21 protein-coding genes are annotated in these 16,832 nt (G+C 66.6%); 7 read left to right on the top strand and 14 right to left on the bottom strand.

Annotated features, from left to right (window positions below; genetic code table 11):
* Positions 1–140: 140 nt before the first annotated feature.
* From ACFWUR_RS27845 to ACFWUR_RS27875, 7 genes are all read left to right on the top strand, one after another.
* A complete protein-coding gene (locus tag ACFWUR_RS27845; protein ID WP_378910750.1) occupies positions 141–1,436 on the top strand; it encodes a helix-turn-helix domain-containing protein in 1,296 nt (431 codons plus the stop codon).
* 153 nt (positions 1,437–1,589) lie between these two features.
* Positions 1,590–1,841, top strand: a complete 252-nt coding sequence (locus ACFWUR_RS27850) for a hypothetical protein (RefSeq protein WP_378910751.1) — start codon at positions 1,590–1,592, stop codon at positions 1,839–1,841.
* Positions 1,838–2,095 (top strand): hypothetical protein, encoded by a 258-nt coding sequence (locus ACFWUR_RS27855; protein ID WP_378910753.1) that lies wholly within the window; start codon positions 1,838–1,840, stop codon positions 2,093–2,095. Before ACFWUR_RS27850 ends, ACFWUR_RS27855 begins: the two co-directional genes overlap by 4 nt.
* Complete coding sequence (locus ACFWUR_RS27860; RefSeq protein ID WP_378910755.1) at positions 2,092–2,472, top strand: hypothetical protein; 381 nt, start codon at positions 2,092–2,094, stop codon at positions 2,470–2,472. Before ACFWUR_RS27855 ends, ACFWUR_RS27860 begins: the two co-directional genes overlap by 4 nt.
* A gap of 14 nt (positions 2,473–2,486) precedes the next feature.
* The gene (locus tag ACFWUR_RS27865) at positions 2,487–2,759 is read left to right on the top strand and encodes a hypothetical protein (protein WP_378910756.1); all 273 of its coding nucleotides are present in this window, start codon (positions 2,487–2,489) and stop codon (positions 2,757–2,759) included.
* Positions 2,760–3,044: 285 nt separating this feature from the next.
* Positions 3,045–3,500, top strand: coding sequence for a hypothetical protein (locus ACFWUR_RS27870; protein ID WP_378910757.1), 456 nt, complete (start codon positions 3,045–3,047; stop codon positions 3,498–3,500).
* 124 nt (positions 3,501–3,624) lie between these two features.
* Entirely contained in the window at positions 3,625–3,816 is a 192-nt protein-coding gene (locus ACFWUR_RS27875; RefSeq protein ID WP_378910759.1) for a hypothetical protein, read from the top strand.
* Positions 3,817–3,885: 69 nt separating this feature from the next.
* Here ACFWUR_RS27875 and ACFWUR_RS27880 read toward each other — a convergent pair whose 3' ends face one another.
* From ACFWUR_RS27880 to ACFWUR_RS27945, 14 genes are all read right to left on the bottom strand, one after another.
* The gene (locus ACFWUR_RS27880; protein ID WP_378910761.1) at positions 3,886–4,593 is read right to left on the bottom strand and encodes a hypothetical protein; all 708 of its coding nucleotides are present in this window, start codon (positions 4,591–4,593) and stop codon (positions 3,886–3,888) included.
* A 477-nt stretch (positions 4,594–5,070) separates the two neighbouring features.
* Entirely contained in the window at positions 5,071–5,412 is a 342-nt protein-coding gene (locus ACFWUR_RS27885) for a hypothetical protein (protein ID WP_378910763.1), read from the bottom strand.
* Positions 5,413–5,439: 27 nt separating this feature from the next.
* Positions 5,440–5,748, bottom strand: coding sequence for a hypothetical protein (locus ACFWUR_RS27890; RefSeq protein ID WP_378910764.1), 309 nt, complete (start codon positions 5,746–5,748; stop codon positions 5,440–5,442).
* Between the two features lie 9 nt (positions 5,749–5,757).
* Positions 5,758–6,669, bottom strand: coding sequence for a hypothetical protein (locus tag ACFWUR_RS27895; RefSeq protein ID WP_378910766.1), 912 nt, complete (start codon positions 6,667–6,669; stop codon positions 5,758–5,760).
* Complete coding sequence (locus tag ACFWUR_RS27900; RefSeq protein WP_378910767.1) at positions 6,584–7,186, bottom strand: hypothetical protein; 603 nt, start codon at positions 7,184–7,186, stop codon at positions 6,584–6,586. Before ACFWUR_RS27900 ends, ACFWUR_RS27895 begins: the two co-directional genes overlap by 86 nt.
* Positions 7,164–7,418, bottom strand: coding sequence for a hypothetical protein (locus ACFWUR_RS27905; protein ID WP_378910769.1), 255 nt, complete (start codon positions 7,416–7,418; stop codon positions 7,164–7,166). Before ACFWUR_RS27905 ends, ACFWUR_RS27900 begins: the two co-directional genes overlap by 23 nt.
* A 44-nt stretch (positions 7,419–7,462) precedes the next feature.
* Positions 7,463–7,735: a hypothetical protein gene (locus ACFWUR_RS27910; protein ID WP_378910770.1), complete on the bottom strand. Its 273-nt coding sequence runs from the start codon at positions 7,733–7,735 to the stop codon at positions 7,463–7,465.
* Positions 7,732–8,652, bottom strand: coding sequence for a glycoside hydrolase family 25 protein (locus ACFWUR_RS27915; protein ID WP_378910772.1), 921 nt, complete (start codon positions 8,650–8,652; stop codon positions 7,732–7,734). The genes ACFWUR_RS27910 and ACFWUR_RS27915 overlap by 4 nt, the downstream gene beginning before the upstream one ends.
* On the bottom strand, positions 8,652–9,254 hold the full coding sequence (locus tag ACFWUR_RS27920; RefSeq protein ID WP_378910773.1) for a C39 family peptidase: 603 nt from the start codon (positions 9,252–9,254) through the stop codon (positions 8,652–8,654). Before ACFWUR_RS27920 ends, ACFWUR_RS27915 begins: the two co-directional genes overlap by 1 nt.
* A gap of 2 nt (positions 9,255–9,256) precedes the next feature.
* Entirely contained in the window at positions 9,257–9,943 is a 687-nt protein-coding gene (locus ACFWUR_RS27925) for a DUF2744 domain-containing protein (RefSeq protein ID WP_378910775.1), read from the bottom strand.
* Positions 9,940–10,182, bottom strand: coding sequence for a hypothetical protein (locus ACFWUR_RS27930; protein WP_378910776.1), 243 nt, complete (start codon positions 10,180–10,182; stop codon positions 9,940–9,942). The genes ACFWUR_RS27925 and ACFWUR_RS27930 overlap by 4 nt, the downstream gene beginning before the upstream one ends.
* Before the next feature lie 34 nt (positions 10,183–10,216).
* A complete protein-coding gene (locus tag ACFWUR_RS27935) occupies positions 10,217–11,896 on the bottom strand; it encodes a phage tail protein (RefSeq protein ID WP_378910777.1) in 1,680 nt (559 codons plus the stop codon).
* Positions 11,897–11,906: 10 nt separating this feature from the next.
* Positions 11,907–12,872: a hypothetical protein gene (locus ACFWUR_RS27940; RefSeq protein ID WP_378910778.1), complete on the bottom strand. Its 966-nt coding sequence runs from the start codon at positions 12,870–12,872 to the stop codon at positions 11,907–11,909.
* Between the two features lies 1 nt (position 12,873).
* Entirely contained in the window at positions 12,874–16,821 is a 3,948-nt protein-coding gene (locus ACFWUR_RS27945) for a hypothetical protein (protein WP_378910780.1), read from the bottom strand.
* Positions 16,822–16,832: the final 11 nt, after the last annotated feature.

A 16,832-nucleotide genomic window follows, 5' to 3' on the forward strand; every position in this document is an offset into this window, starting at 1 on the left:
GTGGAGCCTAGGGGAATCGAACCCCAGTCCGGCACCCTTTCTACCTGCGACAACGGTGGCCGTTGCGCTCATGTCCTGCGGTTCGTCGGGATTCGTGGGGATCTCGTCGGGACTGGTCGGGATTCACAATAGGCCGTTTCGTGGACGCCGTCCACGAGATCCCACACGGCCCAACGCGTACCGTAGGAACGAAAGACCCCCGCACGGTTGCAGCCGCCGGGGGTGCGGACTCCTCGACACCGGAGGACTCAGTGCCCGATCATACCGACCGCGACCTCGCCGACCGCGTCCTCGCGATCCGCAAACGTCGCCGCCTCTCGCAGCTCGACCTCGCCGGGGCGTCCGGGCTGTCGCTCTCGTACATCACCAAACTCGAGAACCGCGATCCATCCTGCCGCAACCCGCGTCTCGCGACGCTGCGCAAGCTGGCAAAGGGGCTCGGCTCTGGGGTCACCACGACCATCCTGCAGGGCGGCCAGGGCGACGCCGAGCCCGCCGACACGGCGACGCTCGACATATGGGAACCGGTGCGGCACGCGCTCGCAGCGCCGCCCGAGGCAGACGGCGACCCGGCGACCGCCGCCGAGGTGCGTGCCGAGCTGCTGCGCCTACAGAGCGAGATGGCCGCGCACAACTATGAGGCGATGGCCGCAGACGTGCCCTCGCTGCTGCGCGCCTCGGCAGCGATCGACGACCGCGGCCTGCGCTCGCACTCGCTCGGGATGGTGGGGTGGCTGCTCACACAAAACAGACAGTGGGACGACGCCGCGCTCGTGCTCGACCAGGCGATCGAGGCCGCCGACGACGAGACCACGGCCGCCGCTGCGGTCGCAACGCGCGTATGGGGCGAGCTGCGACAGGGTCACCTCGACCCGGCGCGGGCGCTCGCGCTTGAGTGGGCGGACCGAATCGAACCGAAGTTCTCGCGAGCCTCGCTCGGGCAGCTTGCAGCATGGGGTCGGTTGTGGCTTTTCGTCGCCACGATCGCTGTGCGCGACAACCGACAGCACGAGTACGAGGACGCGATCGGCCTCGCCCGTGCTGCCGCGAGCCGGATCGGTCGCGAGGTTCTCACTGAGGCGTCGACGACACGACAGTTCGGGCCGATCACGGTCGAGCACGTCGCCGTCGAGGCCGCTGCGCTCACTGAGCAGCCGCGGCTCGCGCTCACCATCGCCGAGCGGACGCCGGCGGCGGATCTGCTGCCGGGTGCTGCCGGTCGTCTGCGGCATCGCCTCGACGTTGCCAATGCGCACACGCAGCTCGGCAACTGGGGCGACGCGATGGGCGAGTTGAACTCGCTCGCCGCTGCTGCGCCGGAATGGATCGTGCAGCAACGCTATTCGCGCGACATCGTCGGCGCCATGATCGACCGGCGTCGCACTCTCACCGAGGAAATGCGCGAGCTCGCCGACCTCGTTCACCTCGAAGTATGACCCGAAACTGACGGTTTCGATCGACGCGAACCGAAACTGTCAGTGACACAGGACACCCCAGCAGCGGAGTCTTAGGCCAACGCCGCCGCCAGTTGATCCCCGAATCGCTGGCGGCGGTGGAACCCAAACCTCTACCGCCTGCCGGGGGAACCCATGGCCGCATCACCAGAAGTGGCAGCATTCATCGCCGCCGAGGACGAACTTCTCAATCGCTCGGTGTACCCGCTCAATTGGCCGCACGAGGCACCCGACAGGGAATTCTCGACAGACGAGGCGCACCGCGCGATGCAACGGCACGCCGGTTGCCCGGTCAATGCCTGCGCCCGCAAGCGCGCCGCGCAAAAGGTACTCGTCGAGGCCGGGCACGTCGTGCCGGATCCGCGCAATTCGAAGAACCTCGGATGAACGCCGAGCTTGCCCGCCTCGACGAACTCGACGGCGGCCACGAACCGCGGCCCGCAGCGTGGATGCAACGCGACGACGGCTCTTTGTGGGTCGTCGATGCCTACGGGATTCAGTGGCCCGTCGCGGCACTCACCACGCTCGACGAACTCGAGTACGCCGAGGACGACGCCGAGGCGGCACTCGCCGCGATCGGACAGTTCGCTGTCGTCGACGTCGACCCGGTCGCCGTCACCGATACCGAGGTGTCACAGTGACGAGCGCTGCCATAGCCCTCCCCCGGCCCGACTCTCGCGACGCTGGAATTCGGCGTTACTACAGCCTCGGGGCTTTCGCGATGCTGTCCGGCACGCCGTATCAGCAACTCCTCGACTGGCGATGGAGCGAGCGCGTGTGGGTGCCATCGGCCGATATCGAGGTCGGTCGGTGGTCCGGTTGGTCGCTGGCGTGTATCCGAGCGTGGTCGCCGGATGGGTCGCCGTTCCTGCGTCCGCCGCTCGTCTCTTTCGCCGACGCAGCCGAGGTGCGGCGTCGTCACCGCGTCGCGCGCGACAGGCTGTGGACACGCATCTATGACGGCACGATCGCGGGGCCGGTGGTGTGGGTCGACGACCGGCCCGGGTGGCACCGTTGAAGGCGATTGGTCTGGTGCGCACATCCGTCACCCGCAACCCGGCCGCCGACGCGGCGACGATTCACTCAGTCGCGGATGAGCGCGGATACGAGCTGCGCGGAATCCTCACGGTCGACGCGAACACCGAGATGCCGACCGTGCTCACCGTTTTCACCGTGCTCGAGTACGCCGTCGCCGCGGTAATCGTCCCCGCGCTCAGTCACCTCGACGGGAAAGAACGCGTGATCACGTTGGCATGTGACGTCGTCACACCGCGCGTCACGCTCCCGCGATCCGCCTGGAACTAGCCGCCACACGATAGGGGGAGGTCGGCGGCCGGGGCCGCCTCACGCACAGATTCATGAATTCGCGCGATCATGTACTCATCCGCGCAGCCAACCCGAGGAGACGACCGTGGTCGCCGCAACTGTGTACCGCTGGAAGGCGACTAACGGCACCGGCGTGCTGTTGACCGACGACGGTACGTACTGCTGGTTTCACGTCTCCAACCTCGACGGGCTTCGCTACGCGGAGGTACGCGAGGGGCTGCCGGTCGACGTCGTGATCGACTGGACACCTCAAGGAAAGTTCACATGTCGAGCAGAACACGTACGTCCGTCCTCGCAACAGCACTCATCGCCCTAGCCGCGGTTCTCGACCTCGGCCCGGCGGGCGCGCAAGTCCCCGAGATCGTCACTTTCACGCACGGCAATCAGTCCGCCGTCTACAAGAAGCACGGCACGTGGACCGGTGACGTCGCCTACGCCAGCGACACCGGATTCAGTAACCGGCTGTTCTGGACGCTCGTCCTCGCGCCCGATGTGCAGGCGATCATCGCCGGTAACACGATGTCGTGTGTCGCCTCGGTCGACGGCGTCTCGAATTATCACGACCGGCACGACGCGGTACCGGCCGATTACAAATGGCACTCGACCGTCAAGGATCTCGCGCTCGACACCCCGTATACGTGGCGCGCGATGTGCGCGTTCGGTACGTCGGAGGGGCCCGGCGAGGTGCGGTTCGCCGTGTCGTTCGTGATGAAATCCTGATCCGGTCAACGGAGTGAGGTCCGTCCGTCAATTCGGCGCGCGTACCTCATTGCCGGGGCGTAGCGTGCCCGCATCACGAGAACCGTTGCCGCGCTGGCACTGGTCGGATAGGTAGGGACGCCATATGGGGATCATGAAGGATCTGAAGAATATCGAGGGCTCGGGCGCCGCCGCGGCTGGCCGGTCGAGCGCGGACGACGCGAGAATGCTCATCGTGGTTCAGCTCTTGCAGATGAATTGGCCGACGCTGGACAAGCAGGGAGCGGCGGCGTCGGTGGATGCGTGGCTGAAAAAGAACGGGCTCGGCGGTCGTTGACCTCTCCTGCCCCGGACGCGCGAAAGCGCCCCCGCCGAATCGGCGGGGGCGCTTTCGTTTCGGGCACTGCTACAGGTCGCGGGCTTCGGTGATCGCGTCGATAGCAGGGCTGCGGTAGTCGGCCGCCGGGAAAACGACCGTGTTGCCCTCGAAGAACATGCCCCACCGGCGGTTTGTTGCGCCGGACGAGACGACGTTGCTGGCGTCGGTCCAGCTGAGAAAGCTCGATCCATTGCGGTACAGCGTGAAAACGTTTCCGACGCGCTGGAATCGGAACAGGTCGGTTACGGCGGCGTTGGTCGCCGTAACCGCGCGCTGCGTCTGGCCGGTCTGCCCGGTCGAGATACCCGTTGTCGGCGGTAGGCCGCTCTGGGTATAGATCGCGCAGCCGTTCGCGGTGGTCGCCACGAAATAGCACATGACCCCGGCGCCGAACGTGTCGGCGACAGCGAGAATGACGCCGGTCATGTTGTCGGATGCGAGGTTGCCGATCGGTGCGATGAACTGCACCTCGACCGAGTAGTTGTCGGTTGCGAATCGGCTGTCTTGGGTGCCCTCGCCCTGGCGACTCGCCCAGCAGCCTTGCCGCCCGCCGCTGCTCATGGTCTTCATCTGCGCGCGATTAGTCGAGATCCGCGGTGAGCCGTTGCGATCGACGCGCCAGTTGGCGCCCAGCGACGCATTATCGGCGCGGTTGAAATCGTCGGAGTACCGGTAGCCGACAGCAACAGTCGCCGAGGCTGCACCGCTACCCGCCGCGGCTGCTGCGACCGACACGCGCGCGGTTGTCGAGGCAGCCGCGATACCGGACCCAACTGCCGAGGCCGCAACGATCGCCGCGTGCTGGACAGTGGCCGAGGCCGCACCCGCACCGGCCGCACTGGCAACGACAGCGACACGAGAGATCACCGACGCCGACGCCGTGCCGGTCCCGGCCGCCGCCGCGTCGACCTCGGACGGAAGGTAGGCCGCCGTTGCCGCCCCACTACCGGCCGCGGGCGCGTCGATCTCGACTGCGGTCGCGACGCTGGCAGCACCGACGCCCGAACCGCTCGCCGCGGCGACAGGCAACGACACGGCCGATACCGTCGCGGTCGCCGTGCCGACGCCGAACGCCTCGGCGACAACGACAATCGCGAACGTCGGCGGAGTCGGCCACAAAACGACGCTGCGGTCGGGTCCGGGAAACCGAGCCTCGTGCGCGTCCGGGCCCGGGAACTCGACGACCTGCGCGTCAGAGCCCGGCCAGCGCATCTAGTCGCCCGAGTAGGTGTAACTCGGGGTGGGCTTGATTTCGCCGGCGGGACTCACCGAGGCGTCGGGCGAGTCGATCGAGCCGAGGTAGGTCGACCCGTTCCATCGGCCGAGGTGGGTCACGTTGGTACCACCGGGCACCGGGAACGTCAGCTGAGATCCGGCGATCGTGCCGCCGGTCGCCGATCCGGGCCAGGTCGTGTTCTGTCTCGAGTACCCGCCGCCGACTACCTCGTTCGAGGTGCCAGCCGCGCCGGGGTCGCCGGTGTGCGCGGAGAATGTGTTGCCGCGTGACGCCCAGTACTCGGCGTGCGCGTTCCTTTCGGCGGTAGTTGCTGCCATTTCCGAACCTCCTTGTTACTCAAGGGATCACCGGCGCGCTACGCCCTTGATCCATTCGTAATCGTCAACGCCGCTGGTCTCGGCGTTCGGGTAGTGGATCCACATCGCAAAAGGCGTCCCGGCCGGGATGAGCGCGACCTCGGCCTGCTGCACAAGCCACGAGACGACGGCGCCCTCGACGGTCGCCGGCCACGTGATCGGCGTCGGCGAGATGGCCCAAACAATCTCGGCCGTTGTGCCGGGTGGGAGCGGCCCGCCGGGGTGTGTGCGCTCGACGATGAAATCGCCATTGCTCAAGTCGATGTTGTCCTGAATCGGGCGCCATCCGATCGGCATCACAGCCTCCTAGCTCAGGGCGTAGTAAGGAACAAACGACGAACCGAACGTCAACGAGCCGTATGCGATCGACGACGGCGGCGAGGTGTATGGACCGGCGTAGGCGTACAGCGCGGCGGGCTTGAAACCGGGCGGGGCCGACATTGCCCAGACGGGTTTCGCGAGGATGCTCTTGCAGTTCTGCAAACCGGTAGTGACCTGCAAGTTTCCGACTGCCCAGATATCCGACTTGAGCGCGTCGACAGGCGCCGGGAATTCGAACGTGTATTCGCGATTGGTGTCGGCGACGAGCGTCGTGATGTTGCCCGTGGCGGCCATAAGGTTCAGGTTGCCCGTGCTCGGATCCATCAGATAGGCGCAGGCATACATCGCGGTGATCCCGAGGTGCGTCACGCTGTTGCCGGTGCCGAACGTAACCCGCTGGTACCGCCGGTCTTTCGTCGTCTCGATGAATCCGAGCTCGAGGAGGTTCGCCCCACCACCCGCCGGGACATAGTCGGGCGGATCATCGAAGGTGATCGAGTGCGAATGCGCACCCTCGCCAGACCCGCCACCGCCGGTGCGGTCGGCCAGCGGCTCGAGCATGATCCGAGGAAAGGTCGCGTCAGCGTTGCGGGTGAAGCTGTTCCACAGACCGCTACCGCTAGGAATGACATTGCCATCGGTGGCGGCGATGTCCTGCTGCGCCCGGGTCGCGCTGCCCGTCGACCCGACGATCGGCGCTTTCTGCTTGTTGTAGATCGAGGCCTCGGTCTCGTGCTGCCACTCGTAGAAGGCGCCGGGGTGTGTCGGGTTCTTCGCGCCGCCGGGATTCGCGCCGTCTGGTTGAGTCACCTCAACACCGCCGTTCCGGGGCGGGCTGCGCTCGTCGCTGCCGTTCGAGTTCAGCACGCTCGGCGGTGAGCTGATCGCGCCGGACATCGATTGCATGAGCCGTCGAGCGGTAGGTGTTCAGCGCTGCGACCGCGTCGACTCGCTGCCCTGGTGCCGGCGGCGACAGCAGGGTCTCGATCATCAGCGTCATCGCGTCGTCGCGCTCGTTTCGCAGCTGGTCGTCGAGTGCCTCGAGCGCCCTATCCTCGGCAGCGATGCGCCGCAATTCCAAGCTCGTGCTCTGGAAATCAGCATTGCAATCGCGCTGGTGGTACGTGAACGCCGTGTTCTGCACGAGCCCGCCCATCACCGCCAGCGCCATCAGAATGACGAGCGCCACGAACGCCCTCGGTCGACGAGGGTCGAGGGCAGCGAGGCGGGCGCGGAACCCCCGCCACCGGACACCGATCGGCCTCCGGTCGATCTCGGGTACCAGCAGGGTGCGCCCGCCACGGTGCACCCTGCGGAACCCGAGGACGTACATCCCGGACGCGGTGACAGCGCTGCCGATCGCTAAGCCGATCAGCACAGCGAGCCAGTAGTTACCGATCATCTGCATCACCATCTGAGGGACCGTCCTTGTCGTCCTCGTCGGCGGCCCGCTTCGCCTTGAAGTACACGCCGCCGAGCAGGCCACTGATCGCGGTGATCGCCGCCGTCAGCACGACGGCGACCTCCGGTGGCGGCTTGTAGTCCTGCTGAAAAATCGGGACGGCGACGAAACAAATGAACCACCCGACACTGGCCATCACCGCGATAAACGCGAGCACCTTCACGAGTAGGCCGTTCTCGTCCACGTCGCCTCACCGCCTCCCACACCTGCGCCAACCCCGTTACCTGCTCAGTCCTCGATGTGCTGCTCGCCGGCACCCGGGAAAATGCCGTCGAGCATCCCGATCCACGGCTCGGCCTTCTTGAGAAAGACCAGGATCGGAGTCAGGAACACTGCCGCCGCGGCGGCCCATGTGCCGACAGTGGCGAGCGTTCCCTCACCGAAGGTCGCGGCGGCCAGGCCGAGCAGCGCCACCACGCTGGTGAGCACGGCGACCAGTGCCTTTGCGACCTGCGTGGGGCGGTAGGTGAGCGGATTCATGGATCGCCTTTCGGTGGTCATGCCCGCCCCCCGAGCGCCTTGAGGATCTGCTCGTTCTGCCGCATCACGTGCGCGATGCCGTCGACGAGGGTCCGGGCCGGGGTCTCGCTGTTCTCGCCGTCGCCGAGCTGGGGCCAGCCCTCGAAATTGGGGCCGCCCGCGAGCTGAGACAGGATTGCGGCGACGGCCTCGGTCAGGTACCGATCTCGCTCGGGGTCGGTCTCGACCGCCCTGCCGAGGATCTCGAAACCCTGCCAGTTGGGGCCGACCATTTGGGTTGCTACTGCCTGCGCTTCGGACATCGTGGACTCCTTCGGGGTTGCGGTGAACAGTGCGGCGAGCTCGTCAGCGCTGCCGCGGAATGCCCATGCGTCGATCTGGCGACCGGCCACATGAGCGCGCTGAGTGAACTGCAGGATCGCGACCACGTTGCCGCCGTAGGGCGCCCACCCGTCCGCGTTGTTGCCCGGGTACAGCGCGCTCGCGTAGCCGGGCTGGTCGGTGCCGTAGGCCGAGGCCATGAGCGGCGGCAGGCCGGACAGATCAGGGCTGCCGATCTTCTGCCAGTACCAGCGCGGAATGTAGATCAGGGCGACGGTGTAGCCGCGGCGCACGAACTCGGCGTGCACGGCGCGCAGCACGTCGACGCCACCCGACCTGTTCTCATGGTCGAGCATCACCGGCACCGACCGGTCCGGCTCGACGGCGGCGAACCGGTCGACCTGCTCGACGGCGGGCACGCTGGCGAGAATGTAGTGATAGGCCATGAATCGCAGGCCTGCGCGCGTGGCGCCGGCCTTTTGCTCGGCGTACTCCGGGCTCGTGTATTCGCTGCCCTCGGTGGCCTTGACGATCACGGCCTCGAAGCTCTCGGCCTCGACGCGACCGAGGTCGATCCCGGCCTGCCAACCGGAGATGTCTACGCCCCACCTCGGCATCACGCACCCCCTACGAACTGGGTCAGCACGTCGGCCCACACCGCGGCGTCGGACTCATCCCCGGCGGTCGGTGCGGCGCTGTAGCCCTTCGGCGCGATGAGGGTCGCGAGCTTGTGCACGGTGAGCCAGTAGCTCTCGTTCCCGCCGAACCGTGCCGGATCGGCGACGAGGACCGAGCTCGTGTCGGCGTTGTAGCCGACAACCGTGACGTAGTGGTAGATCGTCTGCGCCGGATAGCCGGGCGGGCGATTACCCGGCACGGCGACGATGTTCGCGACGATCGCGTTGCCGCCGTCGATCGAGCCCACCACGTCATCCCAGAGCCGCCCGACCTGCGCGCCCGAGGGTGGATCGCTCGGGATCTGCACGGTGACGTACGGCTGTTCGGTGCGACGGGCAAGGACCGTGGTCACCTGCTCGATCGAGTCGGTACCGTCCTGGTCGTCCCACGGGGTGTCCTCGAGGAACTCGAGCTCGTCGACGAGCTCGCGCTCGGGCACGTGGATCCCGCGGGCGGTGAGCGCAATCTGAGTGCTTGCGGGCCCGCACCACCAACCCGTTTCCTGCACCGAGTAGGCGTAGTCGAGGATTCTCTCGGACATGGTCATACCTCCTTGTGACGCTTGAGAACTCCGGCCCGTTTGCTGCCCTCGGCCTCAAGCGCGATCACGCGCCGCACTTCGGCGTCGCTCGCGGTGCGTAGGTGGGCGAGCACCTCGACGACGGTGTGCTCGGCGGGGTCGAATCGGGTGATTCGCGAGACCGACGCGCGAATGACCTCGGGCGGGCGCGCGGCCTCGGCCTCGCGCTCGTCGAACTGCCTCTTGAGCTCGCTCTGCATCACGCCCGACAGCGCGTTGATATCGACCCCGGTTGGCAGGTCGTCGGGGGGCGCCTCGGGCTTCCAATCACCTGCGGCGAACATCGGATTGAGCTCACCGGCCGGGGGTGGCCAGTAGAACTCGACCTGTGTGGCGACGCGCCGGGCGCCGCCGTTCCACAGCCGGACCGACCATTGCCGTAGGCCCGAGATCGGGATCGCCATCGCCGCGCCGCGCATACCCGGCAGGCCCACGAGAAACGGCAAAAATGCCTCGTCGGGGCAGTTCGGATTGCACAGCGCGACCGTGGGGAACGTTCCGGTCGGCAGCCACGGCGAGTGATCGATCCCGCACGCGGTGTGGCAGTACTGGCACGGGCACCGGCGCGTGCCGCAGACCGGGCACATGCGCCGCTGCGGGGGCGGCAGGTCAGCGCCGGGTGCCTGAGGGGGCGCGGTCTCGTCGCTCACAGGATCGGCCGAATCGCGCGCAGCGGGGCGGCGGCGACGCGACCCCGGTATCGAACGGGGACGTGCGAGGTTTCGTCGCACTCGTCCTCGCACTCGTCGTACTGCGCGACCTCGCCGACGATCAGGCGCAGCGCCATGCGGGGCGTGCGGTCGATCGCGCCGCCGTACCCGAGGTCGACAGGCTTGCCCCGACACTTCGGTGACGCGGCCGGTATGTGAACGTAGACGAACTGAGACACGACAGCCTCCAATCCTGTTGGCGTGGTTTTGGATTCAGCCGAAGACGCCGAGGTCGTGCAACGCACTGAAAGCGCCCTCGAGCCGCTCGATCGCTCGCACGGCCGGATCCTTGTCGGCGCTGTTGTCGCCGATAATCGGGATCCAACTCATTGGCTCGGAATCGCTGTAGCGCAACCGGATTGAGCGGATCCGGTCGACGTGAATGCGGCCGGTGCGGTCGCCGAGCAGACCGAAACCGACGCGATCGCCGAGCCAGCAATGCCCGAGGCCCTGATCGCCGATCACCCATGGCGAACCATCAGCAACATTCACCTCGGCTGCGAACCGCGTCCGAGTGGCCCAGAAACCCGCTCGGAGGACGAGCAGACTCTCTAGCGTGAAGGCGCGGTCCGCGCCATCTTGGAAGTATTCAAAGTACGCGGCCCAGCCCGAATTACTCGCTCGCTCAATGGATTTGACGTTCATCCATGCGAGCACTGTCCCGGTGTACAGCGGCGCCAGCAGCGTATCCACGCTGCCCCCAACGGCCGGTATAAATAAGGCTGCACTAAGTAGATCAAAAGCTAGCTGGATGCTTGCTGAGATCGCCTCATTCACGCCGTACATGGACTGACCGCCACACAAGACCTGCACGCCCTTGGACGGCCAACGCGTCAGTTTCGACGACTGGATGCCGGTCTCTTCGCCCTCGAGCCAGACGCAATACGGGGTCGTCTTGGTGGTGGTGAAGAACCCGGGGATCTTGTAGAGCGGTTCGTCGATGTCGGCAATCTCCTCGACGACGGGGTCGATGAAGTCGCCGACGAACGATGCGACGGTGCGCACCAACCCATCCCAGAGTGAGCCGCCATTGCTCGTGCCCTGGCTGTAGTAGCCGCTCTTGTCGGCGATGTCGATGACGAGCGCGCCGGGGCGCAACGTCTGTCCGGGGATCGGCTGCTCGTCGCCGAGGTGCGGGAGGTACCGGCGCCAGACGACCGACAGTTCGGCGTCCTCGAGGATCGGGCCAGCGAGGTTGTGCCACTGCTTGAATCGCGACGACAGCAGCGCCCATGAGATGCCGTCCTCGAGGTCGTCGAGGAATGAATGCGGCTTGACGACAACCGACCAGTCGGACACGGACGCCGGTACCCACGAGGACGGGTCGAGGGGGTCGTCGGGCAGACTCCACCAGTTCTGCTGTTCCCTCATTACCTGCAGGTGGAGGGCGGTAAGGAGGCACCAGCGCGCGCCCCCGGCCAGGAGGAAAACCCTTGGAAATTGGAAGATGCTCGGCAGGGCCGCGTTACTCCATACGGTGTACCATTTCAGCGTCTCGTAGTCTGAAAGCCATTGCACCGCAAGGGTTTTCGTGCCGTCGTCGCGCTTCTCGGGTGAGCACGAGTCGAGCTTTCCCGACCATCTCGCACCGTTGCGGCACTCGACGACGATGTGAACGTCGCGCTTCTCGCCGCGCTGTAATCGCCCGTGTTCGTCCCAGATCCATTGCGCGATGTAGTGCGACCACGGGATCTCGGTCTGCCCTGCGCCGGTGTCGTTTTCGACCCACTCGAAGTCGCCCAGATACTCGGCGTCGAGCCAGCCGATCATGTTGAAATCGCCGTCGTAGATCGTCGTATCCGGCGGCTCGAGGCGCTGCGCTTGGCGCTGGCGCTCGCGCTCCTCGGTGATCTCCCAGATCGCCAGGCACTCGGCGAGGGTGTCGTCGGTCATCACGGCCATGTCAGAACCGCTCCAATCCCCACGGCCGCGACCAGAGCCGCGGTTGCTTGGCGAGAATCCCGAACACGTCCGAGGTCACCGACGACGCCGAGACCGGGACCGCGGTCCATGGGGTGTACGGCGGGATCACGTAGAGCAACCTGTTGCCGCCCATGAGCGCCGTGAGGTTGGTGTTCGTCTTGTCCTCGAGCGGGATCCGCATCCTGTTCGTGCGGCAGGTCGCGCCGTGCCCGTTGATCGCCCCGATCGGCGGGAGGTTGAGCACGCGACCGGAGTCGTCGCGCCCAGTGCGGAAGTCGATACCGGGGACGCGCTTGCCCTTCGGCCCGGTCCACGAGAAATCGGGCAGGTGCGCGATCCCGTCGCCGGTGATCACCCACTCGTGCGCCATCGGGCGATCGGTGGGATTGCACAGCCACACCTCGCCCGAGCCGGACGAGGCACCCTCGAGCTGCCATCCGGCCGGGTGCTCGGCGTCGCCGACCCAATCGTCCTGTGCCCACATCGGCTGCGGGGCGACCAGGCGCAGCGGTAGCAGCGAGTGACCGTAATCGAACGGGTCGGTGTCCATCGCCATGATCGGCGACTCGAGCAGCAGCACGTCGAGCCAGCGCGGGCCGCTGCGTGGCGTGCTGATCACGAGCCGCGCACTGTGCGCCGCCGGATCCCACGGATCGATCTCGTAATCGAATGCGCCGCGCAACCGCGAGTCGATCTCGGCCCACTCCTCCGGGTCATCGGAGAACGCGCCGAGCGAGATATCGAGCTCGCGGTGCGGGCGGTCGATCTTCGTGGGGTGCCCGCCAACCTCGAAAGCGCCGCGTTTCATCGACACCTTGACCGGGGCGTCGTAGAGACCCTGCGGGCCCGACGCCAAGACAACTTTCTGGTTGCCCGCGTCCTCGCCCGACAGACAGAAGAACGACCCATCGCACCCGTGAAGCTCGACGTTCGCGTAGACGCCCATGTCACTTACCCGCCGTCTGGCGCTTTTGCTCGCGAGTCCAGGCGTCGACCGCCGAATAGACGTCCGCAACAACGATGTTCACGTTTGACACCTGCTTCTCGATCCCCTCGATAGAGCCGCCAATGCCCGGAATGCTCGACTTCTGCCCCTTGGTCCAGTCCGAGCCCGCCGACGCCATCGACGTGTTGAATTTCGAGAACGCGGCGTTCACCGCGGCGGCCTGGTCGAACGTGCCGTCCGTGGTGTCGCTGGTCGGGCTCACGCTCGACGTCGACGAGTCGGCGGTGTCCGTCGACGAGCTGCTCGTCGCCGAGCTGCTGCTGTTCAGCGTCGAGGGCATGTTGTCGACCCACACCGGGATCGCGGTGCCGGACGGCCGCGAGGTGGCAGCGCCCGACGAACTCGCGCCGCCGCTCGTGCCGGATCCCCCGGCGCCGCCCGTGCCGCCGCCGGTGCTGAGTCCGCCGGTGCCGCCCGAGCTCGCGCCGCCGTTGCCGCTGCCGAGCGGGTTGCCGCCGACCGGCCAGTGCCACTGAGTCGGGAAGCTCGACGGATCCTGTGCACCGGCGCCGACCTCGACGCCATCGGTGCCGGACGACTCGAATTTCAGATCGCCAGCGCGCCCGGACATGTGCCCGCCCGTGCCGGATCCGCCGTTGGTGCCGATGGTGATGTCGCCCTCGCCGCCGGGGCCGGACCGCCACCCAAGCGAACTGAAATTCGAGTCGGTTGTGAAGTAGCGCGCACCGGTCGGCTTGCCGGTCGCCTTCGCCCACGCGGCGCCCGCGATGCCCGAGCAGTCCCAACTCGGATTGCCCGTGCCGCCGTACTGGTACTTCTTGCCCGCCTCGCCGCGCAAGAAGTTCTGCACATCGACGAGGCCGCCGCTGGCGTACGCGGGCACCCTCCCGTTGTTGATCGCCTCGAGCAGCGGGAGGAACTGTTTCGCGTACTGCGCGCGCACCACGAACTCGCCGTTCGATACCGCGGCAAGGATGCTGTCGCTCGTGCCGGTGCCAGCACCGGACACCGGGCCGCCCTTGCGGAACGACAACATCTTGTTACCCAGATCGTTCGCGATCCCGGCGCCCGGGATCTCGAATCCGCCGATGCTGCTCGGCACCTTGGCCAGCAGGTTGCCGAGGAAATGCACGGCCGGGCGCAGGGCATCGGCGACGCCGCCCCACATGGTCTTGATCACGCCACCGGCCGCGCCGAAGGCGTCGCCGACGAGGCCGATTCCCGTCTTCAGTTTGTCGAAGATCGGGGATGCGACATTATCCCAAGCGAAAGAAATCGCCGTTCCGATCCCGTTGAAAACGGGATCGATCACACTGTCCTTGAACCACGAAAAGGATTCACCGAGGACGGTCAGGCCGGTCTTGAAATTCTCGAATACCGGCGAACCGACGCTATCCCAGAACCACGAAATCATCGCGCCCGCTGCCGAAAAGGCAGGGCTCACGATGCCGTTCCACCACCAGGAAATCGCGTCACCGACCAGCCCGATAATGGTCTTCAAATTATTGAATATGGGCGAGCCCACGTTCTCCCAGAAATACGAGATCGCCGTCGACGCCCCGGAAAAGGCCGGACTTACGACGCTACCCCACCACCACGAAATTACGCCGCCGACAATTCCGATGACCGTTTTCAGCCCCTCGAACGCGGGCTGCACGATTCCGGTCCACCATTGCGAAATCAGCGAGCCGATAAATCTGAACACCGGCTGAAAAACCGAGGTCCACAGCCAGTTCGCTTTATCGCCGACCCACTGTAGGCCGGTCTGGATTGCGGGCCAGATTCCTTTCAGGAAATCGACCGTCGCCGCTACGGCGACTTTCATCCCGGCCCAAATTTTGTCCCACAGTTTCTTGCCGGTCTCGGTCTTCGTAAAGAAAGCCCAGAGCGCAACGCCGATCGCGGCGACGGCCACGATGATCAGGCCGATCGGGCCGGTCGCGACCGTCATAGCGGCGCCGAAGATATGCCCGGCGACGGCACCGGCGAGCATGGCGGCGCGGTGCGCGACCAGGGCGATCGTGTTGCCGGTCAGCGTGGCGGCGCTGCGGCCGGTAGCCGCGGCAAACACGCCCTGTGCGACCGATCCGGCGAACGACGCGGCATTCCACAGCAGCATCGCGGCGCCGGCCACCTTGAAACCCGTCGCGATCAGCAGCAGGTACGGGGCGAGCGGCGCCATGTTCGCGACCAGCGAGGCCAGGTGGGGCGCGATCATCGCCAGCGTCGTCGCCCACGGAGTGAACGCCTCGACGAGCCGAGGGATAAGCGGGGCGAGCTCCTGCATCACGCGGCCCATCGCGGGCATGATGATCGAGGCCATATTCAGCAGGGCGGGCGTAGCCTCGCGGATCGCGTTGCCGATAGCGACGAATCCGGGCGCGAGCGCCTGCGCCGAAATGCGGCCCATCTGCAAGAACAGCTGCAGCAGCGGACCGGCGACATTCGAGATGTTCTCGAATACCTGCTTGAACTGGGACAGCGAGCCGCGGATCTGCTCGGGGGTGATGCTGCGCAGCTTGTCGCCGAGGCCGAGAAAGAAGTCGTTCGCGCCAGCGCTGGAATCCTGGAACGTGGTTGCCGCGGTGGCGGCGAACTGGACGAGCCCGGACGAGACGTGCCCGAGTCCGTTCTCGCCCGCGTTGAGGTGCTGGAAGAAATTCGTCGAGGCGTCCGTCATGGTCTGGAACGCACGCGTCGAGTCGGGCCCGGTAAGGGACGCGGTCACCTCGTAGCCGATCTGCGCGACGACCGCAGACAGCAGACCCATTTTCGGGCGCAGAGTGTCCGCCATGGCACCGATCCGGCTGAATGCCGTCCCCGCGCCGTCAGCGAATTCCTTAGACAGCTCCTTAGAAAAAGCGTCGACCATTTCCATACGCAGCGACCGGACGGCGGTCAGCATCGGCCCCATGCGTTGACCGACCATTTTGTTAAACGCCTCGTCGGCGTCGGAAAACTGCTTGTTGAATTCGGCAGCGCCGTCGCTGAGGCCTTTCAGTCCGACCTTGAGCGCGACGATCGCGGGCCCGGCGATACCGGCAGCCGCCCCAGCGAACGACCCGAGCGCCATGACGCCAGCGGAGAGCGCCGCAGATAGCGCGCCGCCGATGATCGTTGCGAGGCCGGAGATCACGCCGATTGCGGCGGCGGCGCCGACTGTCATCTTGGCCAGCTTTTTCGCGAAATTGGTCATGAAGCCGATCACCCGCACGACGCCCTGCAGCACGAGGAACGCCGCGGTGATCTGTCCGATCTCTTTCGCTACTCGCGAGGCGATCGCGGCGATAAGTCGTAGTGCGCCAGCGAGTTTGGCGAGTCCGGTCGACGCGACCGACTGCAGTGCGACGGCCGAGATGAACGTCGCGGCCGAGAACGACTTCACCATCTTCGCGGCGAGGCCGAACCCGGTCGCGATCGTCGAGGCATTGACCACGAACAGCGTCAGGCCCTTGGTAGCGACGTCGATGCCGGTCCCAATGCCCTTGATTCCCAGCATGAACCCGGACCGCAGTCGATCAGCACCCGATCGCCCGGCGGCCTGGTAGTCCTCGCCGCGCACGCCATCGGCGATGGCGCGACCGGCCTCGCGGCCGGTCGCGTGCCCGCCTGCGACGAACCCCTTGCGGAAGCGGCCCGCCGCGTCGCGGCCGGCACTCTCGTAGTTCGCCGAGCGGATCCCCGAGGCGATTGCGCGCCCGGCGTCGCCGCCCGCTTTCGCGCTGGTCACCTTGAGGCCGACCCCGGTCCGGGTACCGGCTGCTCGGCCGGTGGCCTCGTAGTTCGCCGACCCGATCCCCGAGGTGATCGCTAGTCCGACGTCGCGGCCCGCCTTCTGCCCGGCGCTCGTGAGCGGCGCTGAAAGCTGTCGAGCGACGCCGTTGCCGAGGCCTCGGACGGTAGGGATTACCTCGAGGACGGCGTACATAGCGGGCAAAG

Source organism: Nocardia sp. NPDC058633 (genome assembly GCF_042717045.1).
In the GTDB taxonomy this organism is placed as follows: domain Bacteria; phylum Actinomycetota; class Actinomycetes; order Mycobacteriales; family Mycobacteriaceae; genus Nocardia.